The sequence below is a fragment of the Pseudomonas sp. NPDC089401 genome, from assembly GCF_044749485.1.
GTDB lineage: Bacteria > Pseudomonadota > Gammaproteobacteria > Pseudomonadales > Pseudomonadaceae > Aquipseudomonas.
In genome coordinates this window covers 205,364-232,090 of sequence record NZ_JBIVIA010000001.1, presented here as the reverse complement: position 1 = coordinate 232,090, position 26,727 = coordinate 205,364, and the positions used below count along the sequence as shown (strand labels likewise).

Below are 26,727 nucleotides of genomic sequence, written 5' to 3'. Positions count from 1 at the left end.
GCGAACAGTTAAGCACAAATCGTCAGTGGGTGTGCCTTGTTGGCTGGTTGGGCTCAGGGCAATGTTTCCTGTGCCGGCCTCTTCGCGGGTAAATCCGCTCCTACAGGTACAGCGCAGGACCTGTGGGAGCGGGCTTGCCCGCGAAAGGGCCGGCACTGACAACCCAGAAACCAGGATTGGAAACCATGCCCCCGCGCCACGCCCCAGCCCTATTGGCCTTCGCCCTGTGCCTGATCACCCTGGCGGTGAACCTGCAGGCCCCGCTCTACATCACCTACGCCGACCTCTCCGGCCAGGGCGCTGCCGCCACCGCCGTGGCCTTCTCCGGCTATGTACTGGGCGTCCTGCCAGTGCTCCTGGCCTTGGGCGGCCTGGCCGACCGCGTCGGCCGACGCCCGCTGATCATCGCCGCGCTGCTGGTGTCGATGCTCGCCACCCTGCTCATGCTGCTCGCCCCCAGCCTGCAGACCCTGGGCCTGGCGCGCCTGTTGCTGGGCCTGGGCACCGGCCTGGCCTCGGCCACCGCGACCGCCTACATGGGCGAGCTGATGGGGCCGAGCAACAGCGCCCGCGCCGCCAACTGGGTCACCGCCAGCACCTCGCTGGGCTTTGGCCTGGGCGCTGCGCTGACCAGCCTGTTCCTGCTGCGCGGGCCGAGCCTGACGCCAGGCAGCTTCCACCTGCAACTGCTGCTCGCCGCGCTGGCCGTGATGCTGGTGTGGCGCCTGCCCGACCCACGCCCGGCGCAGCGCAGCGCCATGCTGCGGCTGCCCTGCTACCGGCCCGGAAGCGTGGTATACGGCTTGGCCATACTGCTGGCCTGGGCCTGCGTGGGGCTGGTGATCGCCTTGCTGCCGGGGATTCTGCGCCAGCACGGGCTGAGTGACTGGTCGGGGTTTTCCACGTTCTGCGTGATCAGTTGCGGGTTGCTGTTCCAGCCGCTGGCGCGGCGCATGAGCAGTGCCCGGGCGACGCTGCTGGGGTTGCTGATCCTGCCGTGCAGCTATGCACTGCTGGCCTGGGGGGCGCACGCCGGGCAGTTGCTGGCGGTGCTGGCCGGGGCCGTGACGGCCAGCAGTGCGTGTTACGGGTTCATCTACCTGGGTGGCCTGGCGGCGGTGAACGAACGCGCCGGCAACGAGAAGACCCGGGCCAGTGCCGGGTTCTTCCTGCTGGCTTACCTGGGGTTCAGTTTGCCGGTGATTTTTACTGGCGTGATGAGTGATCGATTGGGAGCGGGAGTGGCGTTGGCGGTGTTTGGGGTGGGGTTGGGGCTTGGATGTGTGGGGGTTGGGATGGCGCTGATCCGGCAGGCCAGATCGTCGCGCCGCACATATGGGGACACACCCCGGGTTCAGGACGAACCCACATCCTCCAGCAACCGCGCCATCAACCCCGCCGGGGTATGTTTGTGCAAGGCATCCGGGGATACCGACGGCGCCTTGCTGGCGAGAAATGCCTGCAGAGAGCGCGACTCGTCACCCAGCACGTAGACACGCTCGGGATGAAAGAACGCCGTGTCCCGGACCCGCGGGTTGTCGGTGATCAGCTTCTTGTCGAAGAACGCGGCTTCCAGGGGCCGCAACGTCAGCCCGGCCTGGCCGGGCTGGTTGATTTCCACCAGCACGTCGGAGGCCATCGACCTGGCCAGGTTGGCCTCATAGGACAGCCCGGCATCGATGTGGTAACAGCTCGCTGCCTGGGTGGTATCGTCCTTGACGATCAGGAAGTCGAGCTCGCAATCCAGCGCGTCGAGTTCCTGCGCCAAGGCCTGCAAGCGGTTTGCCCGCCCCTTGTCACGCCCCAGGAAGAAGCACAGCGGACGCTGTGAGTTGTCACCGCCCTTGGCTGTCGACTGCCTCGCGTCGTCGAGGTCGAACGGGAAAAACTGCTCCAGGTGCGTCATGCCCAGGCGCTCGCACTGTACCGGGTCGTAGCTGTAGATATGATCGAACAACGGTCGCATACGCTCGATGAACCCTGCCTCGACAAGGTCACGGACCAGCATCACCCGCTTGCCGGGAAAGCCCGCCACCAGGTGCACGTGACGCCCGCGCTTGAGCTGGCCCTCATTGCACACCAGCACATCGCTTGAAGTCGCACCATTGACAGCGCTGACGCGCCTGCCGAGCCACTTGAGCAACAGCCCCGCCCCACCCAGGGCCCGTGCCAGGCGCACAACCCTGCGGGCGTAGGATGGCAGTGCGAACACCTGGACAGCATGCGACTGCGCCAGGTGATCGATCATGATTTGTTCGTATCGGGCTTTCCAGCCGAGGAAGTAGACAGTCACGCGTGGTCGCTACACTTATCGCTGAACAGGGAGGTGGCAGCGGCGAAAATCATCGCCTGCGCCTGGTCGATTTGGCGGGGCGGGATTATACACAGGTTACAACTGCCTAGCCGTCACCGGCGCCTGCATTACAGCGCAGCTCAGATGGCTGTCGCGCCGCCATCCACCGTCAGGCTGTGCCCGGTAGTGAACGCCGCGCCGTCACTGCACAGGTACAGCACCGCACTGGCGATCTCCTCGACCTTGCCGATTCGCCCCACCGGGTGCATCGCCGCAGCGAATTCGGCCTTGCGCGGGTCGGCCTGGTAGGCCCGGCGGAACATGTCGGTGTCGATCACCGCCGGGCACACCGCGTTCACCCGAATGCCCTTCTTGGCATACTCGATGGCCGCCGACTTGGTCAGGCCGATCACCGCATGCTTGGAGGCACTGTAGATGCTCATCTTCGGCGCCGCGCCCAGGCCGGCCACCGAGGCCGTGTTGACGATCGCACCGCCGCCCTGGGCCAGCAGCAGGGGCAGCTGGTACTTCATGCACAACCACACGCCCTTGACGTTGACACCCATGATGGCGTCGAACTCAGCCTCGCTGCCCTCGGCCAGGCGGCCCTGCTCGATCTCGATACCGGCGTTGTTGTAGGCATAGTCAAGGCGACCGTAGGCTTCGATGACCTGCTCATGCAGCTGGCGCACCTCGGCGTCGCGGGTCACGTCACAGGCTACGAACAGCGCCTTGCCACCCGCCTCGCGGATCAGCGCCACGGTCGCTTCGCCGCCCACCGGGTCGAGGTCGGCCACCACTACCTTCAAGCCCTCGCGGGCAAATGCCAAGGCCGTCGCCCGGCCAATGCCCGCCGCACCGCCGGTGACCAGGGCTACCTGGCCGGAAAAGGTCATGCTCATCGTCTGCTCCTGAAGGTCACTAGCGTCTGGCACCGCCCGTGTAGGAGCGGCCTTGTGTCGCGAACGGGCTGCGCAGCAGCCCCGGGATCGTCGAGCGATACAAAATCGCCGGGGCCGCTGCGCGACCCTTTCGCGACGCAAGGCCGCTCCTACAAGAGGCGTGCATGTTTCGCCAGAGTCTAGTCAGCCCCTTGCATCGATGGGCAGCATCATCACACCAGCGGTTGGGCTACCATGCTTACCAGTGATTTTGCGGACCCGCCTGCATCAGCGGGTTAAATTGACCGATCACGCCCTCAAGGACCCCGCCATGACCCAGACCAACCGCCGCTTCCTGCTCGCCAAACGCCCGGTAGGCGCCGTGCGCCGCGATGATTTCACCTTCGAGACCGTCCCTGCCCAATCCCCTGCCGACGGCCAGATCCAGGTGCGCAACCTGTACCTGTCGCTGGACCCGGCCATGCGTGGCTGGATGAACGAAGGCAAGTCCTACATCCCGCCAGTGGCCCTCGGCCAGGTGATGCGCGCCCTCGGCGTGGGCGAGGTGGTTGCCTCCAATCACCCGGACTACAAGCCCGGTGACCATGTCAGCGGCGCACTCGGGGTGCAGGACTACTTCACCGGCGAGCCCCAGGGCCTGCACAAGATCGACCCGCGCCTCGCCCCCCTGCCCCGCTATCTATCAGCCCTGGGCATGACCGGCATGACCGCCTACTTCGCCCTCCTCGACGTTGGCCAGCCCAAGGCTGGAGAAACCGTGGTCATCTCCGGCGCGGCGGGCGCGGTCGGCAGCATCGTCGGGCAGATCGCCAAGCTCAAGGGCTGCCACGTGGTCGGCATCGCCGGCGGTGCGGAAAAATGCCAGTACCTCAAGGACGAACTGGGCTTCGACGGGGTGATCGACTACAAAGCCGAGGACGTGCTCGCCGGGCTCAAGCGCGAATGCCCGAAGGGCGTCGACGTGTATTTCGACAACGTCGGCGGCGAGATCCTCGACGCCGTGCTCACCCGCATCAACTTCAAGGCACGCATCGTCATCTGCGGCGCGATCAGCCAGTACAACAACAAGGAAGCGGTGAAAGGCCCGGCCAACTACCTGGCGCTGCTGGTCAACCGCGCACGAATGGAAGGCTTCGTGGTGATGGACCATGCCAAGGACTATGGCAAGGCGGCGCAGGAAATCGCCGGGTGGCTGGCCACTGGCAAGGTCAAGAGCAAGGAGGATGTGGTGGACGGGCTGGAGACGTTCCCGGAGACACTGCTCAAGCTGTTCAGCGGGGAGAACTTCGGCAAGCTGGTGCTGAAAGTCTGAGCATTGAGCCGGGGACGCCGTGGCGTCTCCGGCTTCACCTAACACACCGAAGCTACAGACTTATGAATGTTTTGTAGGAAAAATGTGAAAAAAATGTATTATTGGATCCATTAATTATGGCTCTTTGATACTACAAGGACGTTGTGTGGTAGGCGACTCACAAATCTGGAAAGACGAATACCCTCACACCCTTCGGTATCGTGACACCACCCTGCACTTCCAGTCCCCCATCCCCGACCATACCCGGCAGGCCCTGGAGCAACTGATCGAGCGGTCCCCCTCGGCCAAACGCGTCAGCGCCCCCCTCGACTGCACCGCCAGCAAGCTGTTCACCAAGCGTGAAAAGCTCGACTCGCTGAAAAAGAAATGGCGCATTCAGCGTGGTACCCCGAAACGCAACGGGATGTACGACTGGTCCCTGGAAGAGCTGATCAACACCCGCGAAGCCGCTCGCCGCGGGGCGCGAGTGCCGGAGCTGAAGGGCTTCGGCTACAGCCGCTCGAAGCTCGGCCTGATGCAGGACTTCTTTCTCATCACCGAACTGCTGACCGGGCATGTGGACGGCATGACCAAGGTCCGCGAAGCGCCGGAGACCGTGCACCAGGTCATGCAGGCCACCTTCGAGCTGCTGCATGCCCTGCACGCCCAGGGCATCACCCACATGGACCTGTGGGCGGCGAACGTCATGCTTCCTGAGCAGGGTGAAGCGCAAGCCATCGACCTGGAAAACAGCTTTTCCGGGCCCACCGACTACCTCAGCGAAACCCTGGGTTTCCAGTTCGGATTTTTCTACTACCGAGAAATCTACCGCTACATCACCGAAGCGGACTATGATGCAGCGGTAGAATGCGCGCTCGCCAAGTACTTCCCGCAAGTGCAACGCGCCGCCTTCAATCGGGTGTATGCGCTCGCCAAGCACGAAGACATCGGGCGCCTGGAGCGCCGCGACATCTTCACCAGCGGCCTGCCCGACAGCCGCCGCTAGAGCGTCATGGCTACCCCATGACTTCACAGAGTAGAAAATGATCAAGATCACCCAGACTATCGAATGCTCCAATACCGCCCCGTTCGTCCTGTTCGGCGGTATCAACGTCCTCGAGTCCGAGGACCTGGCCCTGACCGCGTGCGCCGAGTACGTCCGCGTCACCGAGAAACTGGGCATCCCCTACGTGTTCAAGGCCAGCTTCGACAAGGCCAACCGCTCCTCGATCCACTCCTACCGCGGCCCGGGCCTGGAAGAAGGCCTGCGCATCTTCGAGAAGGTGAAAGCCGAGTTCGGCGTACCGATCATCACCGACGTGCATGAAATCCACCAGTGCGCACCGGTGGCCGAGGTGGTCGATGTGCTGCAGCTGCCCGCCTTCCTGGCCCGCCAGACCGACCTGGTCGTAGCCCTGGCCAAGACCGGCAAACCGGTCAACATCAAGAAGCCGCAGTTCCTCAGCCCTTCGCAGATGCAGAACATCGTGCAGAAGTTCAAGGAAGCCGGCAACGACCAGCTGATCCTGTGTGATCGCGGGACCTGCATGGGCTATGACAACCTGGTCGTGGACATGCTGGGCTTCGGCGTGATGAAGCGTACCTGTGACAACCTGCCGATCATCTTCGACGTGACCCACGCCCTGCAGAACCGCGACCCGTCCGGCGCTGCCTCGGGTGGCCGTCGCGAGCAGGTGGTCGACCTGGCGCGCGCCGGCATGGGCGTTGGCCTGGCAGGGCTGTTCCTGGAGGCGCACCCGAATCCGGACCAGGCCAAGTGCGATGGGCCAAGCGCGCTGCCGCTGGACAAGCTGGAGCCGTTCCTGGCGCAGATCAAGGCGCTGGATGATCTGGTGAAGTCGTTCCCGGCACTGACAATTGCCTGACGGCGAGGGTTTGCTGCACAACGGGCTTTCATGCACACGCATGAGAGCCCTTTGCCATTGCCCCATTCCTGAAGTCGATTAGACTCACCTTACGGCTTGACCAGGACGGTCATTACGCATGAGCCACGCCCATGCTGCAGCCAGGCCCATTGAAGTTCGCGCTCGCCCCGTGCGTCGAGCACCGTCCTAGAAAGAAGCATTTTCAGAGGCTCTACTATGCACGCCCAATGTCACGATGCTCCTGACACACCGTTGGTGACAGTGATCATCGCGTCCTACAACCACGCACGCTATATCGAGGAGAGCATCCTCAGCGTCATCAACCAGACCTACCAGAACATCGAACTGCTGGTCATCGATGACGGCTCGAAAGATGAAAGCCCAGCCCTGCTCGGTGAACTGCAGGCAAAGCATGGCTTCGACTTGAAGCTACAGGCCAACCAAGGCCTGGCACGCACCCTCAACGAAGCGATTGCACGCGCCCGGGGCAACCTGATCGTACCTTTCGGCTCCGATGACATCATGGTGCCTCACCGCATCGCCACCCAGGTGGCCTACATGCAAGGCAAGCCTGAAGTCGGCATCTGCTCGGCCAACATCGAAACGATCGATCAGAATGGCCAGGTCATGGGTGCCCGCGAGCAGCGCAACCGAAACCTGCCGTTTCGCCGCCTGGACTTCGACGACCTGTTCCTGGATCGCAAACCCGGGCCGATGGCCGCCACCCTGATGCTTCGGCGCGAGGCACTGGAGAAAGTCGGCGGCTTCCACGACAAGATCCGCCTCGAAGACGTCTACATCGAACTGTCGATTGCCCATGCGGGTTATTTCATCGACGTTCTCGGCGAGGTACTGGCGCAGTATCGCGACCACCCCACCAACACCTTCAAGAACGGGCGCTTCATGGTCGACAACGTCCTGAAGACTTATGCCGTGTTCGCGAGCCATCCTCAGTACGAGCAGGTCTGTATGAAGTTCCGCAACTCCATGGTGCTCAAGTACGCCAATCGTGACAAAGGGCTGGCCCGGGAAATCCTTGCGCAAATCCCGGTCAGGTACTGGAACAGGAAAACGTTCCGCGGTATCTGGCGATTGATCTGGTCTTAAGCAGGCCGCTTGCGCGCCCAATAGACCAGTGAGAGGCCATAGACCATGGCCATCGGCAGCCAGATCAGGAACCAGTGCTCCTTGGGGCGCGACATGAACGCACTGCCTTCAGTCAAGCCAGAGGCAAAGCCGAAAACCAACCAGGCTGCCGCAAGCGTCACCCCCGGATGCCTGCGGTAAGTCCAGCAGAAGTAGATCGCCAGAGCGTAGAGCACCATCCACAGTCCCAACCCCACGACTCCCCCTGCATATAACACCCCCAGCTCAATGTTGTGCGGGTCGGCAAGGGGCTTTTCCATCCCTGGGATGATCACGGTCATGGGCGAGTCATAGCCATGCCCTAACCATGGATGCTCAGCAATCTGGCGAAGTGAGTCCATCCAGATTGCCGGTCGATAGGAAACACCACGCTGGGTAATGGCCTCCGGATACAGGCAAGCCACCGCGAGCAGCACCACAGCCGCCACGGCCAGGGCGATCACACCCCGCTTGCGGTTGCCTACAAGGATGAGCCACCCCAAAGCCGCCGCCAGACCGATCAAGGGAGTCCGTGAGCCGGTAGCGAGGATCGCCGCCCCCAACAGGGCCAGGCAAACCAGCGGCAGCGGACTCAACGCGTTACGCGCCCAAAACCAGTGCGCCAACCAGATAGAGGCGAACGCCCCGAACACATGGGCGGTAAGCAATGGGTTGTACAGAGCACCGTAACCGTCCAGACGACCGCTCGCCTCGACCTGCCCGGAGAAGACGAAATAGGCGAGTGACAAACCCGCCGCCAGCGCCGCGAAGACGGCCGCGAGGTAGGTGCACTGAAGTAGCTGCGAAGGCGACCTGAGCGCGATGATACCGGCCGAAAACAGCAACATCGCAATATACAAGGGGCGCTTGACCAGGCTGCCCACCGAGTTGCCGGTGTCCGACCAGGCGATTGAAGCAAGGGTGTATCCGCTAAAGACCAGGAAGGCGATGAACAACGGATTTGCAACCAGGGCCTTGAGCTGGCGCGGCTGCATAAGCAGCACGATCAACGTAGGTGCAGCCACGAAAAAATAGTAGAGCTTGTGGTACAGCGTGCGATCCCAGGCCCAGAACATGCCAGTCAGGATCACCATCCACCCTACTGGCAGGAGATAGCCATTGATCCAGCTGGCACAACGTTGAACCCTGCCCTCGATCGGTATATCAATTGCCATCAATCGCCCTCGTTCCGATAGTGATTTTTCCAGTTCACCCTGCAACCCAGTTTAAAAATCGCAGAGCATGATGACAATCGAACAAACCCGTCACGTAACCGCGCGACAGCGAACTCAAGCCAGGATTTCGGCCACTACCGAAGCCAATGCTTTCGCAGGGTCTGCCGCCTTGCTGATAGGACGGCCGATGACCAGATAGTCCGAACCAGCATCCAGGGCTTGCCTTGGGGTCAGGATACGCCGCTGATCATCCTGAGCGCTGCCTGCCGGGCGAATGCCTGGTGTCACCAGTTGCAACGACGGATGTGCGGCCTTCAGAGCCGGAGCTTCCAGCGCCGAGCATACCAGGCCGTCCATGCCAGCCTTCTCGGCGAGGGCCGCCAGGCGCAGTACCTGCTCCTGCGGGTCGACATCCAGGCCGATACCGGCCAGGTCCTCACGCTCCATGCTGGTCAGCACGGTTACGCCGATCAACAGCGGTTGCGGGCCGCTGCGCTTGGCCAGCTCTTCACGGCAGGCCGACATCATGCGCAGGCCACCCGAGCAGTGCACGTTGACCATCCAGACGCCCATCTCGGCGGCGGCTTTGACTGCCATGGCGGTGGTGTTGGGAATGTCGTGGAACTTGAGGTCGAGGAACACTTCGAAGCCTTTCGCACACAAGGTCTCGACGATACCCGAGGCGCTGCTGGTGAACAGCTCTTTGCCAACCTTGACGCGGCAAAGCGCAGGGTCGAGTTGGTCGGCCAACTCGAGGGCGGCGTCACGGGTTGGAAAATCCAGGGCGACGATCAGGGGCGTCTGGCAGGCGGACATGTCGAGGTCTCTTTGGCAAGTCGAAAACGGCGCGCATTGTACGCGAGATTTGGTCAGACAGGGGCAGGATCCTATAATGGAACCAACGAGTGGCGCCGTCGCTCGAATTTCATACAAGCGATGCGCTTTCCGAGAATGGGAGAATCACACATGCCTTGGTATGCCTGGCTGATACTCATCATAGCCCTGGGATCAATCGTTGGCGGGCTGATGATGTTGCGCGATACAGCGAAGAAAGTACCGTTGACCGAGGAGCAATTGCGAAAGGTCCATGAGCGCAATGCCGAGGCCGATGCCAAGGACGCACAGGACCGCTAGGCATGGCGTGTCAGACATCGAGCGCGGCGAAAGCAGCGCTCGATGCAACAGGCGCCTTTATTCCACGCTCAGCCTGTCGCGGTTGCGCTCCAGCAGGGCGCTGCCGATTCCTTTTATCTCCAGTAGTTCATCCACCGAAGCGAACGGCCCGTTGGCATCACGGTAGGCCACGATGGCTTCCGCCTTTGCCTTGCCGATCCCGTTGAGCTGCCGTTGCAGGGTTACGGCATCCGCCTGGTTGAGGTTGAGCACCGGGGACGCGTTTTTTTGCTGGCTGACCAGCGGTACGGGATCAGCGATGGGTGCGCTGGCAGGTGCAGCGTTCACGGAAAACGCCAGGCCAGCGAACAGCGGCATGAGCAGGTAGGAAAGAACGGTATTGCGCATGACAGACACTCCTTCGAGTCAGTTTACGAGGCAGCATTTCCATGGCTGCCAGATAAAACTACCCATTCGAAGGAGGCGTCGTAAGCGCCGAACACTGCGCAGGCTGTAGGAAATCGCGCTACCTGTCTTGCCGCTGCTGCTGATACACCCAGTCGACAATATCTCCTTCCGGCGAATAGCCATTGACCAACTCGCGCAACAACTGGCGCACCCGGCTGAAGTCGTCTTCCGCCACCGCCTTGAGCAAGGCCCCCAGACGCTCGCGCAACAAGTCCCAGGCCAGGTAATCCTCGTTGGCGCACATGATCATCGGATGCACGGTAGGCGCCACGTCATCGCCGATCAGCAGCTCTTCATAAAGCTTCTCGCCCGGGCGCAGGCCGCTGAACTCGATGGCGATATCACCCTGCGGATTGCCGGCGCTACGAACGCTCAGGCCCGAGAGATGAATCATCTTCTCCGCCAGTTCGACGATCTTCACCGGCTCGCCCATGTCCAGCACGAACACGTCGCCGCCCTGCCCCATGGCACCAGCCTGTACCACCAGCTGCGCCGCCTCCGGAATGGTCATGAAGTAACGGGTGATCTTCGGGTGGGTCACCGTCAGCGGCCCGCCGCTCTTGATCTGCTGGTGGAAAAGCGGAATCACCGAGCCGGAAGACCCCAGCACGTTACCGAAGCGGACCATGGTGAAGCGGGTCTTGTTGACTCTGCGAACCTTGCTGCTGTCACCGTACATCACCGGCGCCGCTTCGCGGCTGAGGGCCTGCAGAATCAGCTCGGACAGGCGCTTGGTACTGCCCATCACGTTGGTCGGGCGCACCGCCTTGTCGGTGGAGATGAGCACGAAGTTGGCCACCCCCGACTGCAACGCCGCCTGGGCCGTGCACAGGGTGCCGTAGACATTGTTCAGAATGCCCTCGGCCATGTTGTGCTCGACCATCGGCACATGCTTGTAGGCCGCGGCGTGGTAGACCGTGTCGACCCGCCAGGTGCCCATGATGTCGGCCAGGTGTTGCTGGTTGCGTACCGAACCCAGAATCGGCAGCAGACGCACCGGCAGCGATTCGCGCGCGACGCGCTGCTCCAGCTCGTTGAGGATGTTGTAGAGGTTGAACTCGCTGTGGTCGAACAGCAGCAAGGTCCTGGGTTGCGAACCGATGATCTGCCGGCACAGCTCCGAGCCGATCGAGCCGCCCGCACCGGTGACCAGCACTGTCTGATGCTTGATGCAGCGCTCGAGCAGGTCCTCCTGCGCCGGTACCGGGTCACGCCCGAGCAGATCGGCGATGTCGACATCCTGGATGTCATCGACCTTGACCCGGCCGCTGGCCAGGTCGGCAAAGGCCGGCACACTGCGCACGTGCAGCGGGTACGGCTCCAGGAAAGCGAGGATTTCCTTGCGTCGCGCCCGCGAGGCACGAGGCAGGGCAAGGAGGATTTCCTGGGCACCGCTTTCCTTGATCATCTGTTGCAGGTGCTTGGGCTTGTACACCTGCAGCCCGGAAATCACCCGGTTGGACAGCTCGCTGTCATCGTCGATGAAGGCCACCGGGCGCATCACCCGCCCCATGCGCAGGGCCGCCAGCAACTGGTTGCCGGCCGTACCGGCGCCGTAGATGGCGACCTTGATCAGGCCGTCGTCGCGGTTGGCGAAGGGTATCTGATGGCTGCCGGTGAACCAGTCACCGAGGAAGTACTGGCGCATGACCAGGCGCAGGCCACCGATGATGACCAGGCTCAGCCACCAGTAGTTGAAGATGATCGAGCGCGGCACCACGACCTTGTGGTTGCTGTACCAGTACACCACCACCGCCAGGATCAACGCCGAGAGGGTGACGGCCTTGATGATGGTGATCAGCGCGTCGTTGCCGAAATAGCGCATCACCGCCCGGTACATGCCGAAGCGGATGAACAGCGGCACCGCCACCACGGGCGCGGCCATGAACAGCCAGGTGTGCTGGAGGATGGGGTTGTACATCTCGTCGATGCCCAGGCGCACGATGAACGACAGCCACAGGGCGACCCAGATCAGCAGCACATCGGTGCACACCTGTATCAGGCGCTTCTGCCGCCGCGACAGGTTCACCAGGTGCTGGCGCACGCCGTCACTCTTTGCCTCGCTCATCCGGCCCTCCTCAAGGTGCCATACCCGGTATGCATGATGATGTTACTCCCGCTTCCCGGCATGGTATTTGATCGCCAGCAGTGTAAGAGGTGCATAGCCCAGCAAGGTTCCCGTCGCGCCGTCGATCCCGAATGCCACCACCGCCAGCGCCACAGGCAGCAACCAGCCGAGGTTGATGGCCAGGACCGCCAGGCTCACCGAGCGATGGCTGCCGTGCTGGCGCGAGGCATACTGGTAGGCATGGCTGCGATGCGCCTCGTAGACACGCTCACCGCGCAACAGCCGGCGACCCAGGGTGAAGGTGGCATCGACCACGAATACACCCAAAAGGATTAACCATCCCCAGAATAGTAGCGGATTTACCCAGCCTGCCTGCAACGCCAGCAAACCCAGGACAATCCCCAGGAAACCACTGCCGGCATCACCCATGAAAATACGCGCCGGCGGGTAGTTCCAGAACAGGAAGCCAGCCACCGTGACGGCCAGCAGCAGCGGCAACCACATGGCCTCGGCATGCCCCGCCACCCCGTAGAGCAGACAGCCACCCAGGCAAACGCAAATGGCCTCGATGCTGGCGATGCCATCGATGCCGTCCATGAAGTTGTAGAGGTTGAGCAACCACACCAGGTACAGTGCGCCGAGTACCGCGCCCAGCCAGGCGCTGTGCAGCGGCCAGCCGAACACCAGCAGCGGCGGCAGGCCGCCCATCCAGGACAACCCCCAGCCGGCAGCCAGGAAATGGCCTAGCAGGCGCCAGCGCGCAGCGATATGGCCGTGGTCGTCCATGAAACCGATCACCGCCACCAGGCCACCGGCGCCGAGCAGCCCCGCCAGCAACCCTGGCGCCACTGCACCCTGCCAGCCCAGGACCAGCGCGGCCAGCATGAATGCAACGACGAACGACAGGCCGCCACCGCGGGGCGTGGGCAGGCTGTGCGAGCTGCGGGCATTGGGGATGTCCAGCAGGCTGCGGGACAAGGCATAGCGGCGCAGGCCGGCGGTCATTGCCCAGGCAGCCAGGCCGGCTGCCAGAATCAGCCAGATCATCGGTGTCGGGTATCCAGGAAAGCACGGGCGGTCACGTCGAGTCCTTGTTCCAGCGTGTAGGGAGGGGTCCAGCCGAGCAGCTTGCGGTTCTTGGTGATATCGACCTGCAGCGAGCCCAGCAGGCGCTGGGCCAGATCAGCGCGCCCAAGCATCCGAGCCGCGGCATGAAGCAGCACAGGTGGCACCGGCAACAACCGGGCCGGGCGCCCGAGCGCCTGGCCGATCGCCGTCAGCAACTGGCTGAGGGTGATGTCCTGGCCGTCACTGGCGAGAAATACCTGATTGGCCGCCTGCGGATGATCGAGGCAGGCCAGTACCAGATCGACAAGGTTGCCCACAAATACCAGGCTGCGGCGGTTGCGCAGCGCACCCAGCGGCAGTGGCACGCCCCGCTGCACCCAGCGCAGCATGCTGAGAAAGTTGGCCTTCACCCCCGGGCCGTAGACCAGCACCGGGCGGATCACCACCACTTGCATCCCGGTGGCTGCTGCCAGCTGCAGCAAACCCTGCTCGGCTTCGTGCTTGGACACCCCGTAGGCATCCTGCGGCAGAGGCGTGTCGTCGGCGCCCAGGGGGTGGCCGGGCTGGCTGAGCTCGCCGTTGACCTTGATCGAGCTGATGAAGATGAAGCGGCGCACACCGGCAGCCGCGGCCTGCCTGGCGAGATTGAGCGTACCATCGACGTTGACCCGGCGGAATTCGGCCTGGCTGTCGTTGGCATTGTCCTGCATCACGTGCACACGTGCGGCGGCGTGAATCACCGCATCGGCACCGGCCAGCGCAGTTGCCCAATCGGTCGTGGCGTTCAGCTCACCCTCACGGCGTGACGGGGCGCGGACGCTGAAGACGCCCAAGGCGTTCAATTGGCGGCACAGGGCACTGCCAACGAAACCGCTGCCGCCGGTGACAAGAATCGTTCGTCTATCCATGAAAGTTATTCTTACCGCTGTCAGCGAAGTTACAAGATCGAATGCAAACGCGCCAAGCTACCAGTAACCACGGGAGCTGCCTACAGCAGGCTGCGGTACAACTCGGCATAGGCTGCCGCCATGGCCGGTGCGGTGAACACCTGCTCGTAGCGCTCAAGAGCCTTTGCCCCCATGGCCTGGGCCATCGCCGGGTCATCCCACAGCCGCTGCATGGCCCGGGCCAGCGCCGGAGCATCGCGCGGCGGTACCACCAGGCCAGTCTGGTCGGCCAGGTTGATGAAGGTGGTGCCCGAGCCCATTTCGCAGGAGATCAGGGGCTTGCCGTACATCGCCGCTTCGAGCAGGGAAATACCGAACGACTCCGAACGCAGGTGCGAGGGGAACACGAAGCCATGGCACAACTCGAGCAGGGCTGCCTTGTCCTCATCCGGCAGGCCGCCGAGGAAATGCACATTGCCCAGCTCAAGGTCTGTCGCCTGCTGCTTCAACGTCGCCTCCAGGAAGCCGCCACCCATGATCGCCACGGGCAAGCCGTTGATCTTGGCCGCCTGCAGCAGGTAGTCGAGGCCCTTGTAGTAACGCAACGCACCAACGAACAGGAAGAAGCGCTCACCCAGCCGCTCGCGCCAGTACGCCAGCTTGCGGGCAGAAGCCCGCGGGTAGGTAGACCGGTCCAGCCCGTAGGGAATGATCGAAACCTTGTCCTGGAAGCGCGTCAGCACCGGGCTGTGCGCCGCATAGTTGGGTGATGACGCCACTACCTGGTCGACACTGGAGAAGAAGCGGTACATCAACGGCTGATAGAGCTTGAGCAGCCACTTCTGCTTGACGATGTCCGAGTGGTAACTGACCACCGTCGGCTTGTTCAGGCGCGAAAGAAAATGAACCAGATCCATGTACGGCCATGGAAAGTGGTAATGCACGATGTCGGCCTGGCGCGCCAGCTCGGTGAAGTCCTTGAGCGCAGACAGGGAAAAACCGGTGGACGCCAGGTGCAGGTCGAGCCTGGAACGGTGGGTCAGGTGGTTGGCCACCGGCTCGTTGCGTGCCGCACCGCGCTCGCTGAGGTAGAGCACTTCGGCATCGATGCCCTGGGTGCGGGTACCCTCGGCGATCTGGAAGATGACCTGCTCGATACCACCCATGGAGTCGGGGTAATAGGTTTTGAAGAAGTGCAGTACCTTGATCATCGCGCCCCGTTGACCTTCCGATAGACCTCGATGGTGGCCTGGGCGCAACGCTCCCAGGAGAACCTGGCAGCATGTCGCAATCCCTGCTCCACTGCCGCCTGGCGCCAGACACCGTCCTCCAGCCCCCGCTGCAACAGCGCACTCAGGCCGTCGACATCATCCGGCGCGCACATCAGCGCGGCCTGCCCTGCCACCTCTGGCAGCGAAGAGGTGTTGGAGCACACCACCGGCACGCCCGAGCTCATGGCTTCGAGCACGGGCAGGCCAAAGCCTTCATAGTGCGACGGGAAGGTGAACAGCCGCGCACCGGCGTACAGCAGCGGCAGGTCTTCGCTGGCCGCGAAGCCCAGGTAACGGGCCCAGCCCTGCTGCTGCGCCTGGCTGATGCGCTGGTGAATGGCTTCGCTGCGCCAGCCGTGGTAGCCGGTGAGGATCAACGGCCAGCGCTGGCGCAACGCCAGTGGCAACTTGCCATAAGCGTCGAGCAGCGTCTCGAGGTTCTTGCGCGGCTCGATCGTGCCAACGAACAGGCTGTAGCCGCCCGCCTCCAGGCCATGGCGGGCCAACGCTTCACGCAGGGCTTCGGCGCTGCGCGGATAGAATTCCGGCGAGCTGGCCAGTGGCACCGCATGAATGCGTTCAATGGGCCAGGCGAAGTAATCCGCCAGTTCCTGACGCGTGTAGTGTGAATCGGTGATCAGCGCGTCGGCACGCTCCAGGGTGAGCTTGAGCTCTTTCTGCAGGTAGCGGGCGATCTGTGGCGCCTGGCAGTGCGCCCAGGTGAAGGGCGACAGGTCGTGGAAGGTCGCCACACTGCGCCCGGTGAAGGGGGGCAGGTAGTAATTGGGGCTGTGGTAGAGGTGATCCTCATGCCCTTTCAGCGCACGCTTGCGCAATATGGGCATCAACCGTCGGTAAGCCTCTACGGCCAAGGCGTTCTTCTGCACGAAGCGCTTCAGGCCATGCACGGCGTCGGACTGGTCCGACGCGGTGGGCAAGGCCGGGAGAAAGCGCCTCCCGGCGAAAAAACGCAGTTCGGTGATTTCGCTGGTGCTCTGCAGGCGTGTGGCCAGTTCGTAGGTGTAGCGCCCTATGCCGGTGAGCGGAAAGCGGACCGGCTCGACAGAAAGGATGAGCTTCATTTCCCCGCAAGCATCCAACCCAGGGTTTCATCCAGCGATGGGGTTTGCCAGCCCGGCACCAATGTGCGCAGGCGGCTGTTGTCGCCGCAGAGGGTTTTGACCTCGTTGGCGCGCACGAACGCAGGATTGACCTGCACCTCGATCCGATGGCCGGTGATGGCCGCGCACTTGGCGATGACTTCGCGCAGCGAATGGGTTTGCCCGGAGCTGACGTTCACCGTCTGCCCCACCGGGCGCGCCTCGATCAAACCGCGGTAGGCCTGCACCACTGCACGCACGTCGCTGAAGTCGCGCCAGACGTCCAGGTTGCCGAGTTCGATGGTCTCGGCCGCACGCTGGAAGTGCGAGACGATCTTGGGCAACAGGAAGTTTTCCGCCTGCCCGACACCGGTGTAGTTGAAGGGGCGCGTGATGACGATCGGCAAACGGTCGAACCACAGCCGGGCCATGTATTCCATGGCCAGCTTGCTGACCGCGTAATCATTGGCCGGCGCGGGCATCGTCTGCTCGTCCAGCATCCCCTCGGAAACATTGCCGTAAACGTTGGCACTGCTGGCGATCAACACACAGTCCGGTGTTTTGCCGCAGGCCGCGATGGCTTCGAGCAGATTGCGTGTACCCACCAGGTTGACCTGATAGAACGCGTCGGCTGCACCGTGCCCGACAAAGGCGATGGCAGCCAGATGCACGATGACATCCGGCTGCAGTTCGGCCAGCAAGGCGCGCAGGCCCGGGCCGTCGGTGAGGTCGACCTGATGGTAATCAGGTGCCTGCAACGGCTGGCTGCCCGTCCCTATGACGTCATAGCCACAGGCCCGCAACTCGGCCGCCATGTAGCGACCGGTGAAGCCCTGGATCCCTGTGATGAGCGCGCGCTTGCTGGCCATTTGCATCAGAACGAGAACCCTTTTTCGTTACGACGCAGGTCGGCTTCGACCATCATGCGGCACAGCTCCTCAAGGCTGGTTTTCGGTTCCCAACCCAGTACTTCCTTGGCCTTGGCTGGGTTGCCGATCAGCAGTTCGACTTCCGCCGGGCGGTAGAATTTCGGGTTGATCACGACCAGTACCTTGCCGGTGGCGGCGCAGGTGCCCTGCTCGGCTTCGTCCTTGCCGCTCCAGGTGATTTCGATGCCTGCGGCCTTGAAGGCCATGGACACGAAGTCACGCACGGTTTCGGTGCGGTTGGTGGCCAGCACGAAGGTGTCCGGCACCTCGGCCTGCAGCATGCGCCACATGCCCTCGACGTATTCCTTGGCGAAGCCCCAGTCACGCTTGGCGTCGAGGTTGCCCAGTTCGAGCTTGTCGAGCAGGCCCAGCTTGATCTTGGCCACCGAGTCGGTGATCTTGCGGGTCACGAACTCACGGCCGCGCAGCGGCGACTCGTGGTTGAACAGGATACCGCTGGTGGCGAAGATGCCGTACGACTCGCGGTAGTTGATGGTCATCCAGTGGGCGTACAGCTTGGCCACACCGTAAGGGCTGCGCGGGTAGAACGGGGTGTCCTCGACCTGCGGAATCGCCTGGACCTTGCCGAACATTTCCGACGTGGACGCCTGGTAGAAACGTACCTTCGGGTTGACGATGCGGATGGCTTCGAGCAGGTTCACCGCGCCCAGGCCGGTGATTTCGGCGGTGGTCATCGGCTGTTCGAAGGACACGCCAACGAAGCTCTGCGCCGCGAGGTTGTAGACCTCGGTGGCTTCAGTGGTCTGCAACAGGCGAATGCTGGCCGACAGGTCGGTGAGGTCGTATTCGACCAGGTGCAGGTTCGGGTTGGTGTGGATGCCCAACTCTTCGATGCGCCAGAAGTTGACCGAACTGGTGCGACGGTAGGTGCCGTAGACGGTGTAGCCCTTTTCGAGCAGCAGTTCCGCCAGGTAGGCGCCGTCTTGACCAGTGATCCCAGTGACGATTGCTTTCATGCGACTTAACCAACTCCGATAGTGCCGTGCGGGCATGTGTGAATGTCAGACCGGCGCGGGCGATTCCTGTCGCACGCGCTGCGGTTCGAGGCAGTATACATAGGTTGGGCAACGTGCTCGACTTGGAAAAATCGAACCCGCGCCAGAGGGTAAAGGAACCTCTTGCACAGCCCACAAGCGAGCCGCTTACGGGCGCATTCGGATGCAATAATCGGACAGCGAGTACAGGTTAAGTTCCACTGCGCTGAAATTCCATAACCTACCTCGTAGGAAATTTCCGAATCTCGCCTCCCCCTCGCCAGAAACACCGCCTTACCTCGATTTCGAAGGATGACGTACCGCCTGTGCATTCCGCTTTGCCGCGTTTATTCCGATGCCACTTCAGGCGACTGGGCAGACTGCGGTGGAACCACCCCTTCACGCAACCCATGCCATCAGACAAGTGCACATTCTTCAGGAAGTTCACCGAGTCCGGACTAACGACCTTGCCATCCAGGCGACTGCCCGCAGAAAACACTAACCACCCACGAGACACACTTACGCGAACTTTGGCGAAACGTAGGCTCGACCGAAAAATATACATGCCTGATTAGTCATTACAGGCTACTGAAAAACCTGCAACTTGATAACTTGAGACCGACAGATTTCCTCCCAGGCAGACGTCGACTTGAACCACCCGGCCTCGCTGCCTCCACCGTAGACGCCGCCCTGGAAGCGCAGCCGCCATGCCCCTGCTCGGAAACCCCAGAGAAAAACCGACAAAAGGTCTTTCAGGCAGCATGGAGCCCGCCACTCAGGGGCCCGCCCCTCTTTAGAGCAGGATCCAGGAAGATACAAGGCAGATGCCTTAACAAACATCGTGTCGGGTTTACCAGCAGCCAAAGCTCCACGCATTACACAAGCTGGAATCTGCAAACGCCCACATACCAGCACAACCCGCCTGATTGAAGATTCTCCGCCCCCCCAGCATACTACCCACTTGACATGGCAACGCCGCACGCACACAGCTGATGCGACGCATGTATTACCCACCCGCACTACCGATACACAAATAGTGCAACACTCTCAAAACTTGAGTGAGGAATTGAGATGATTTTTGTTACCGGAGGTGCCGGCTTCATAGGCTCGAATTTCGTCCTGCAGTGGTGCGCCCAGAACGACGAGCCGCTTCTCAATTTGGACGCCCTGACCTATGCCGGCAACCTGGCCAACTTGCGCGCGCTTGCCAGCAATGATCAACATCGGTTTATCCACGGCAATATTTGCGATGCCGAACTGCTGACGCAGCTTTTCAACGAGCACAAACCTCGTGCAGTGGTGCATTTCGCTGCCGAATCGCACGTCGATCGCTCCATCTCTTCCCCGGAAGCCTTTGTCCAGACCAATGTTCTTGGCACCTTCCGCCTGCTGGAAGCCGCGCGTAGCCACTGGCAGAACCTCCCGGAGGACAAAAAAGCAGAATTTCGCTTCCTGCACGTATCCACCGACGAGGTGTACGGCACACTGACGCAGAACGATCCGGCGTTTACCGAATCCACGCCCTATGCCCCCAACAGCCCGTACTCTGCAAGCAAGGCCGCCAGCGACCATCTGGTGCGCTCATACTTCCACACCTATGGCATGCCCGTACTGACGACCAATTGCTCAAATAACTACGGCCCCTATCACTTCCCCGAAAAACTCATTCCCTTGATGATCGTCAATGCCTTGGCGGGCAAGGCGCTCCCTGTCTACGGCGACGGCCAGCAAATTCGCGACTGGCTGTACGTAGAAGACCACTGCTCCGGTATCCGTCGCGTCCTCGAGGCAGGCACTTGTGGCGAAACCTACAACATCGGTGGCTGGAACGAGAAAGCCAACATCGACATCGTGCACACGCTCTGCACCCTCCTCGATGAATTGGCACCGCCCAGTGATCGCGGCGTGATCAATCAGCAGACCGGCCAACCGGTCAAGCAATACGCCGAGTTGATCACCTACGTCACTGACCGTCCGGGGCACGATCGCCGCTACGCCATCGACGCTCGCAAGATCGAGCGCGAGCTTGGCTGGAAACCTGCGGAAACCTTCGAAACAGGTATTCGCAAGACGGTCGACTGGTACCTGAATAATCAGGAATGGGTACGCAATGTCATGGATGGCAGCTACCGCGACTGGGTAGCGAAACACTATGAGTCAGGAAACAAGTGAAGATCCTTCTACTGGGAAAGAATGGCCAGGTCGGCTGGGAACTGCAACGCGCCCTCGCGCCCCTTGGCAACCTGGTTGCCCTTGACCGCCATAGCACAGCCGACCTGAGCGGCGACCTGGCCGACCTGGAAGGCCTCGCGGCAACGGTCCGCACGCTTGCCCCGGACGTCATCGTCAATGCAGCGGCCTACACGGCCGTGGACAAGGCAGAATCCGAGCCGGCACTGGCGCGGCGGATCAATGCCGAAGCGCCACAGGTGCTCGCCCGCGAAGCTGCGGCCCTGGGCGCGTGGCTGGTGCATTTCTCCACCGACTATGTATTCGACGGCAGCGGCACCACGCCATGGACCGAAGAGGCGCCTACCCGGCCATTGTCCGTCTATGGCCGCACCAAGCGCGAAGGCGAATCAGCCATCCTCGCCAGCGGCGCCCACGCCATGATCCTGCGCACCAGCTGGGTTTACGCGACACGTGGACAGAACTTCGCCAAGACCATGCTACGACTGGCCAGGGAGCGCGAAACGCTCGATGTGGTAGCCGATCAGGTTGGCGCCCCAACCGGCGCCGACCTGATTGCAGACGTTACCTCCCACATCCTGCGGCACCTCTTCAGCCAGCCGGGCGCGAGCCAGCTTTCCGGCATCTACAACCTGGCCGCAGCCGGCGAAACCAGCTGGCACCGCTACGCGCAATTCGCACTGAGCCATGCCGCCCGCCAAGGACAGTCATTCAAGGTGCCTGCCGAGCGCATTGGCGCAATCGGCACGGAAGATTATCCGCTACCGGCCGCACGCCCGCGCAATTCACGCCTGGACTTGGCTAAACTCGAAACCACCTTCAACCTCAAGATGCCACCTTGGCAGCAAGGTGTGCAGCGCATGCTGGACGAAATCCAGGCATAAGGACCCTCTATGGCACGTAAAGGAATAATTCTGGCAGGCGGCTCGGGCACCCGCTTGCACCCCGCAACGTTGTCTGTTTCCAAACAGCTGCTGCCGGTTTACGACAAACCGATGATCTACTACCCACTCAGCACGCTGTTGCTGGCGGGTATCCGCGACATCCTGGTGATTTCGACGCCGCAAGACACACCACGCTTCCAGCAACTGCTGGGCGATGGCAGCCAATGGGGGCTCAATCTGTCGTACGCGGTGCAGGCCAGCCCGGACGGCCTGGCGCAGGCATTCACCATCGGCGCGGACTTCATCGGGCACGACACCTCGGCACTGGTGCTGGGCGACAACATATTCTATGGGCACGACTTCCAGGCCCTGCTGCTCAATGCGGGTAACCGCGAGTCCGGCGCGTCGGTATTCGCCTACCACGTCCAGGATCCGGAACGCTATGGCGTGGCAGAGTTCGATCAGAGCGGTCGCGTGCTATCCATCGAAGAGAAACCGCAAGCGCCGAAATCCAGCTACGCGGTAACCGGGCTCTATTTCTATGACAACCAGGTCGTCGACCTTGCCAAGCAACTGAAGCCATCGCCACGCGGCGAGCTGGAAATCACCGACCTCAACAACCTCTACCTCCAGCAACAGCAATTGCAGGTCGAGATCATGGGACGCGGTTATGCCTGGCTCGATACCGGCACCCACGACAGCCTGCTCGAAGCCAGCCAGTACATCGCCACCATGGAGCGTCGCCAGGGCCTGAAAATCGCCTGCCCTGAAGAAATCGCCTATCGCGCAGGCTGGATCAGCTCCGAGCAGGTTGAACGCCTGGCGCAGCCATTGTTGAAAAACGGTTACGGGCAATATCTACGCAACTTGCTTGAGGTCAAGATATTCTGATGCATGCAACTCCATTGGCCATTCCCGATGTCTTCCTGTTCACCCCCAAGATATTCGGCGATAACCGCGGCTTCTTCTACGAAAGTTACAACGGTGCGGTGTTCAGCGAAGTGACGGGGCTGCGGCCCGACTTCGTCCAGGATAATCACTCTCGCTCGACCAAGGGTGTGTTGCGCGGCCTGCATTATCAGTCGCCACCGCACGCCCAGGGCAAGTTGGTGCGCGTGGTTCAAGGCGAGGTCTTCGACGTGGCTGTCGATATCCGCCGCTCTTCGCCCACCTTCGGCAAATGGGTTGGAGCCGTGCTGTCTGCCGAGAACAAGAACCAGCTGTGGATTCCTCCCGGGTTTGCGCACGGCTTCGTCACCTTGAGCGACACCGCCGAGTTCCTTTACAAGACCACCGAGTTCTACTCCCCACGCAGCGAGCGCTGCATTGCCTGGGACGACCCGGCAATCGCCATCGACTGGCCGATCGACTTCACTCCAAGCCTGTCCGGCAAGGACCAGCTCGGCGTGGCACTGGCTGACGCCGAACTGTTCGATTGACCTGGGCGCACTGGCCAGGATGCTGATGGACCTTGCCGCGCGAGCTACCGAGGCCGCGCGGCTCGCAATGACAGGCTCGAGCCGGTAATGATTGCACCCCCTCGGCAGTGCGGCCTTCGTGATCCCCGGGGTGCAACTGTGACAGCCTGCGACACACTCATGCCGACCAGCTAACAGGGCATCACCAGAAAGGCTTCATGCAGACTTGCCTGCGGAACCACCTTGTCCTTGATTATCTTCTGGTGCAGCAAGCGCTCGCCTCAGCTATGATGCTGCCCCTTGAGAGCTAGAGCCCAAGGCTACAAGCCCCTGACAATTTGCACGGATAAGCATTTCAGCGTGATAGACGGATTTTCTCAGCGCGCCTGCGCGCTACGCCCACCTGCATTCACACCCATAGTCCCGAGCGGTCCAGCCTGCGTTCGTAGCGCACAGATATGCTCGCGATTCGCGCGCCCCCAGCCGTGCCCCCGCATTCTGACGAAACATCCGGTAGTTTTTCCCAGGAAAATTCCGATACATTCTGCCGTCCGGCAATTGCAACCCTGAATGCCTCGTCACGGTGGTAGACTCCCTGACCCGATGCAACTTCAGAAGCGCCGCCGGAGTACCCGCCGTCGCCGGGCCAATCCTCGAACAACTTGTTTACAGGACTTGCCACACCTGGCTTTCGTTGCAGGGCCATGCCCAAGAACGACTACCCGGCAAAGGCAAGACGATAATTTCTGTAGCCCATTAGAACTTCAAACCCGGTAACCTCAATGGCGTCAGTAAAACTTCAAAACGGGAAGTCTTTCAGTTCCGAATCCGGCACATCACTGCTCGACAGTGCCAAGGCCGCCGGCCTCACTTTGGAATACAGCTGCCGCACCGGCCGCTGCGGCGTGTGCAAGACCACCGTCGTCTGCGGTGAAACTGAAGCCCTCCGTGAAGAAACCTCGCTGACCGCCGAAGAGCGGGCCGCCGGGATGATCCTGACCTGCTGCCGCCATGCCACCAGCGACGTGGAAATCGACGCAGAAGACCTCGGTGCCCTGGGCAATATCGTGGTCAAGACCGTGCCTTGCCGCATCGACAGCATCACCCGCCTGGCCGACAACGTGGTCGAGGTAGTGTTACGCGTGCCGCCCACCGGCAAGCTCGACTACCTGCCGGGCCAGTATCTGGACGTGATCGGTGAAGGCGGTCTGCGCCGCAGCTACTCCATTGCCAATGCCCAGCGCGAAGACGGCAAGCTGGAGCTGCAGATCCGCGAAGTCGAGCAAGGCATGATGTCGCAATACTGGTTCGGCACTGCCAAGCACAACGACTTGCTGCGCCTGGAGGGCCCACTGGGTACCTTCTGCCTGCGCGACACGGAAGCAGGCACCATCGTATTCCTCGCCACCGGCACCGGCATCGCGCCAGTCAAGGCGATGCTCGAGCAGTTGCTGGGCAACCCCGAACTGGCCGCCGGCAAAAAAATCCACATCTACTGGGGCGGGCGCCATCCCGGCGATATCTACTGGACGCCTCAACTCGAAGGGCTCAACGCCGAATTCATTCCGGTCCTGTCGCGGCCACACCCCGACTGGCCTGGGCGTACAGGTTACGTGCAAAAGGCACTGCTCGATGACGGCATCGAACTTGCCGATGCGGTCATCTATGCCTGCGGCTCGGAGGACATGATTCATTCCGCCCGCAGCGCACTGACCGACGCCGGTTTGCCGGCCAAACATTTTTACTCCGATGCATTTGTAAGCTCAAACTAACAAGGAGCAGTCATGAAAGCAGTCATTTTGGCAGGTGGCCTGGGGACGCGGTTGAGCGAAGAGACCGGTACTCGCCCCAAGCCCATGGTCGAAATCGGCGGCAAGCCGATCCTCTGGCACATCATGAAGATGTACTCCTCGCACGGCATCAATGACTTCATCATCTGCTGTGGCTACAAGGGCTACATGATCAAGGAGTACTTCGCCAACTACTTCCTGCATACCTCGGACGTCACCTTCAACATGCGAGACAACAGCATGGAGGTGCACGACAAGCGTGCCGAGGACTGGAACGTGACCCTGGTCGACACCGGTGAAACCTCGATGACCGGCGGTCGCCTGCGCCGCGTGGCCGACTACGTGCGCCACGAAGAGGCCTTCTGCTTCACCTACGGTGACGGCGTCGGCGACATGGACATCAGCGCCACCATCGCCTTCCACAAGCGCCACGGCAAGGACGCGACCCTGACGGCCACCTACCCGCCAGGCCGCTTCGGCGCGCTGGACATCAGCAATGGCCAGGTTCTGAACTTCAAGGAAAAGCCCAAAGGTGACGGTGCCATGATCAATGGCGGGTTCTTCGTGCTTTCGCCGAAGGTACTCGACCGCCTGGGCACCGACAGCACGGTGTGGGAACAGGAGCCGCTGATGGGCCTGGCCGACGACGGCCAGCTGATGGCCTACGAACACGCCGGTTTCTGGCAGCCGATGGACACCCTGCACGACAAGAACCTGCTGGAAAAGCTGTGGCAGAATGGCACCGCGCCGTGGAAATCCTGGGAATAACGCGAACATGAAAGCTTCCGTCTCGGCCGCCTTCTGGCAAGGCAAGAAGGTATTCCTCACGGGCCACACCGGCTTCAAGGGCAGCTGGCTGGCCCTGTGGCTGCAGGGCATGGGCGCACAGGTGAAGGGCTTTGCCCTGGCACCGCCGACCACCCCGTCGCTGTTCGAACAGGCGCACGTCGAGCGCGGCATGCATGCCTCGCAGATCGGCGACATTCGCGACCTGCCGGCCATCACAGAAAGCATGACCGCGTTCGATCCGGACATCCTGATTCACATGGCAGCTCAGCCGCTGGTGCGCCTGTCGTACCGGGAACCGGTGGAAACCTACGCCACCAACGTGATGGGCACTGTCCACGTGCTGGAAGCCGCTCGCCAGTGCCCGAGCCTGCGTGCGATCGTCAATGTCACCACTGACAAGTGCTACGAAAACCAGGAATGGGAATGGGGCTACCGTGAAAACGAGCCCATGGGTGGCCACGACCCCTACAGCAACAGCAAGGGCTGCGTCGAGCTGATCAGCAGTGCCTACCGCAACTCGTTCTTCAACACCGAAAGCGCCCCGGCCCTGGCCTCTGCACGTGCCGGTAACGTGATCGGCGGTGGTGACTGGGCCGACGACCGGCTGATCCCCGACATCCTCCGCGCCGTGGCCAAGGGTGAGCCGGTGGTGGTGCGTAACCCCATGGCCACCCGCCCCTGGCAGCACGTGCTGGAGCCGCTGAGCGGTTACCTTGTCCTGGCCCAGCAGCTGTGGGAGCATGGCCACGCCGTCGCGCAGGGCTGGAACTTCGGGCCGCGTGACGAAGACGCCCGCCCTGTCGAATGGATCCTCGACCACATGGTCCAGGCGTGGGGCGATGGCGCTCGCTGGCAGTTGGACAACGACCCGCAACCGCACGAAGCCCGTTACTTGAAACTGGACATCTCCAAAGCCCGGGCCCACCTGAAATGGGAACCGACCTGGAACCTCGAAACCACCTTGACCCACATCGTCAACTGGCACCGCGCCTGGCTACAGGGCGATGACATGCACGCCCGCTGCGTGGACGAAATCAACAGCTACATGGCCGCCATGGCTTCTGGCGCCTAAACAACTATTAGCT

Annotated in this window: 24 protein-coding genes; 13 read left to right on the top strand and 11 right to left on the bottom strand. The window is 62.0% G+C overall.

Going from position 1 to position 26,727, the window contains the following annotated elements; all coding sequences use genetic code 11:
- The first annotated feature begins 185 nt into the window (after positions 1-185).
- Positions 186-1,493 carry an MFS transporter gene (locus ACIP21_RS01040; RefSeq protein ID WP_400682962.1) on the top strand — a complete coding sequence of 436 codons (1,308 nt, stop codon included), beginning with the start codon at positions 186-188 and terminating at the stop codon, positions 1,491-1,493.
- 940 nt (positions 1,494-2,433) lie between these two features.
- On the opposite strand, the gene ACIP21_RS01035 is transcribed toward ACIP21_RS01040, so the two are convergent.
- Complete coding sequence (locus ACIP21_RS01035) at positions 2,434-3,195, bottom strand: SDR family oxidoreductase (RefSeq protein WP_400682959.1); 762 nt, start codon at positions 3,193-3,195, stop codon at positions 2,434-2,436.
- A 310-nt stretch (positions 3,196-3,505) separates the two neighbouring features.
- Between ACIP21_RS01035 and ACIP21_RS01030 the strand changes: the two genes are divergently transcribed.
- The 4 genes from ACIP21_RS01030 to ACIP21_RS01015 all read left to right on the top strand — a co-directional run bounded on the left by ACIP21_RS01030 (position 3,506) and on the right by ACIP21_RS01015 (position 7,479).
- Positions 3,506-4,507 carry an NADP-dependent oxidoreductase gene (locus ACIP21_RS01030; protein WP_400682957.1) on the top strand — a complete coding sequence of 334 codons (1,002 nt, stop codon included), beginning with the start codon at positions 3,506-3,508 and terminating at the stop codon, positions 4,505-4,507.
- A gap of 145 nt (positions 4,508-4,652) precedes the next feature.
- Positions 4,653-5,492, top strand: coding sequence for a lipopolysaccharide kinase InaA family protein (locus ACIP21_RS01025; protein ID WP_400682954.1), 840 nt, complete (start codon positions 4,653-4,655; stop codon positions 5,490-5,492).
- A gap of 37 nt (positions 5,493-5,529) precedes the next feature.
- Positions 5,530-6,372: a 3-deoxy-8-phosphooctulonate synthase gene (gene kdsA, locus ACIP21_RS01020; protein WP_400682952.1), complete on the top strand. Its 843-nt coding sequence runs from the start codon at positions 5,530-5,532 to the stop codon at positions 6,370-6,372.
- 216 nt (positions 6,373-6,588) lie between these two features.
- A complete protein-coding gene (locus ACIP21_RS01015) occupies positions 6,589-7,479 on the top strand; it encodes a glycosyltransferase (RefSeq protein ID WP_400682950.1) in 891 nt (296 codons plus the stop codon).
- On the opposite strand, the gene ACIP21_RS01010 is transcribed toward ACIP21_RS01015, so the two are convergent.
- A complete protein-coding gene (locus ACIP21_RS01010; RefSeq protein WP_400682948.1) occupies positions 7,476-8,672 on the bottom strand; it encodes an O-antigen ligase family protein in 1,197 nt (398 codons plus the stop codon). The two genes, ACIP21_RS01015 and ACIP21_RS01010, sit on opposite strands and share 4 nt — an antisense overlap.
- A 114-nt stretch (positions 8,673-8,786) precedes the next feature.
- Positions 8,787-9,488: an orotidine-5'-phosphate decarboxylase gene (gene pyrF, locus ACIP21_RS01005; protein WP_400682946.1), complete on the bottom strand. Its 702-nt coding sequence runs from the start codon at positions 9,486-9,488 to the stop codon at positions 8,787-8,789.
- A gap of 150 nt (positions 9,489-9,638) precedes the next feature.
- On the opposite strand from pyrF, the gene ACIP21_RS01000 reads away from it, so the two are divergent.
- A complete protein-coding gene (locus ACIP21_RS01000; RefSeq protein ID WP_400682944.1) occupies positions 9,639-9,806 on the top strand; it encodes a DUF2897 family protein in 168 nt (55 codons plus the stop codon).
- A gap of 57 nt (positions 9,807-9,863) precedes the next feature.
- On the opposite strand, the gene ACIP21_RS00995 is transcribed toward ACIP21_RS01000, so the two are convergent.
- From ACIP21_RS00995 to gmd, 8 genes are all read right to left on the bottom strand, one after another.
- A complete protein-coding gene (locus ACIP21_RS00995; protein WP_400682941.1) occupies positions 9,864-10,193 on the bottom strand; it encodes a ComEA family DNA-binding protein in 330 nt (109 codons plus the stop codon).
- 118 nt (positions 10,194-10,311) lie between these two features.
- Positions 10,312-12,321 (bottom strand): polysaccharide biosynthesis protein, encoded by a 2,010-nt coding sequence (locus ACIP21_RS00990; RefSeq protein WP_400682939.1) that lies wholly within the window; start codon positions 12,319-12,321, stop codon positions 10,312-10,314.
- Positions 12,322-12,363: 42 nt separating this feature from the next.
- The gene (locus ACIP21_RS00985; protein WP_400682936.1) at positions 12,364-13,368 is read right to left on the bottom strand and encodes a glycosyltransferase family 4 protein; all 1,005 of its coding nucleotides are present in this window, start codon (positions 13,366-13,368) and stop codon (positions 12,364-12,366) included.
- Complete coding sequence (locus tag ACIP21_RS00980; protein ID WP_400682933.1) at positions 13,365-14,297, bottom strand: UDP-glucose 4-epimerase family protein; 933 nt, start codon at positions 14,295-14,297, stop codon at positions 13,365-13,367. Before ACIP21_RS00980 ends, ACIP21_RS00985 begins: the two co-directional genes overlap by 4 nt.
- Before the next feature lie 80 nt (positions 14,298-14,377).
- On the bottom strand, positions 14,378-15,487 hold the full coding sequence (locus ACIP21_RS00975) for a glycosyltransferase family 4 protein (RefSeq protein WP_400682931.1): 1,110 nt from the start codon (positions 15,485-15,487) through the stop codon (positions 14,378-14,380).
- Positions 15,484-16,629 (bottom strand): glycosyltransferase family 4 protein, encoded by a 1,146-nt coding sequence (locus tag ACIP21_RS00970; protein WP_400682928.1) that lies wholly within the window; start codon positions 16,627-16,629, stop codon positions 15,484-15,486. Before ACIP21_RS00970 ends, ACIP21_RS00975 begins: the two co-directional genes overlap by 4 nt.
- A complete protein-coding gene (locus tag ACIP21_RS00965) occupies positions 16,626-17,522 on the bottom strand; it encodes a GDP-mannose 4,6-dehydratase (protein ID WP_400682925.1) in 897 nt (298 codons plus the stop codon). Before ACIP21_RS00965 ends, ACIP21_RS00970 begins: the two co-directional genes overlap by 4 nt.
- Positions 17,522-18,553: a GDP-mannose 4,6-dehydratase gene (gmd, locus tag ACIP21_RS00960; protein ID WP_400682922.1), complete on the bottom strand. Its 1,032-nt coding sequence runs from the start codon at positions 18,551-18,553 to the stop codon at positions 17,522-17,524. Before gmd ends, ACIP21_RS00965 begins: the two co-directional genes overlap by 1 nt.
- Before the next feature lie 1,089 nt (positions 18,554-19,642).
- Between gmd and rfbB the strand changes: the two genes are divergently transcribed.
- The 7 genes from rfbB (at position 19,643) to rfbG (ending at position 26,714) form a co-directional block, all read left to right on the top strand.
- Positions 19,643-20,743 carry a dTDP-glucose 4,6-dehydratase gene (rfbB, locus tag ACIP21_RS00955; RefSeq protein WP_400682920.1) on the top strand — a complete coding sequence of 367 codons (1,101 nt, stop codon included), beginning with the start codon at positions 19,643-19,645 and terminating at the stop codon, positions 20,741-20,743.
- Positions 20,740-21,645, top strand: coding sequence for a dTDP-4-dehydrorhamnose reductase (gene rfbD, locus ACIP21_RS00950; RefSeq protein WP_400682917.1), 906 nt, complete (start codon positions 20,740-20,742; stop codon positions 21,643-21,645). The genes rfbB and rfbD overlap by 4 nt, the downstream gene beginning before the upstream one ends.
- 9 nt (positions 21,646-21,654) lie before the next feature.
- Positions 21,655-22,536 carry a glucose-1-phosphate thymidylyltransferase RfbA gene (gene rfbA / locus ACIP21_RS00945; protein WP_400682915.1) on the top strand — a complete coding sequence of 294 codons (882 nt, stop codon included), beginning with the start codon at positions 21,655-21,657 and terminating at the stop codon, positions 22,534-22,536.
- Positions 22,536-23,084 (top strand): dTDP-4-dehydrorhamnose 3,5-epimerase, encoded by a 549-nt coding sequence (rfbC, locus tag ACIP21_RS00940; protein ID WP_400682913.1) that lies wholly within the window; start codon positions 22,536-22,538, stop codon positions 23,082-23,084. The genes rfbA and rfbC overlap by 1 nt, the downstream gene beginning before the upstream one ends.
- A gap of 761 nt (positions 23,085-23,845) precedes the next feature.
- Positions 23,846-24,835: an FAD-binding oxidoreductase gene (locus ACIP21_RS00935; RefSeq protein ID WP_400682910.1), complete on the top strand. Its 990-nt coding sequence runs from the start codon at positions 23,846-23,848 to the stop codon at positions 24,833-24,835.
- A gap of 12 nt (positions 24,836-24,847) precedes the next feature.
- Entirely contained in the window at positions 24,848-25,621 is a 774-nt protein-coding gene (rfbF, locus tag ACIP21_RS00930) for a glucose-1-phosphate cytidylyltransferase (RefSeq protein ID WP_400682907.1), read from the top strand.
- A gap of 7 nt (positions 25,622-25,628) precedes the next feature.
- A complete protein-coding gene (rfbG, locus tag ACIP21_RS00925) occupies positions 25,629-26,714 on the top strand; it encodes a CDP-glucose 4,6-dehydratase (RefSeq protein ID WP_400682905.1) in 1,086 nt (361 codons plus the stop codon).
- The last annotated feature ends 13 nt before the right edge of the window (positions 26,715-26,727 follow it).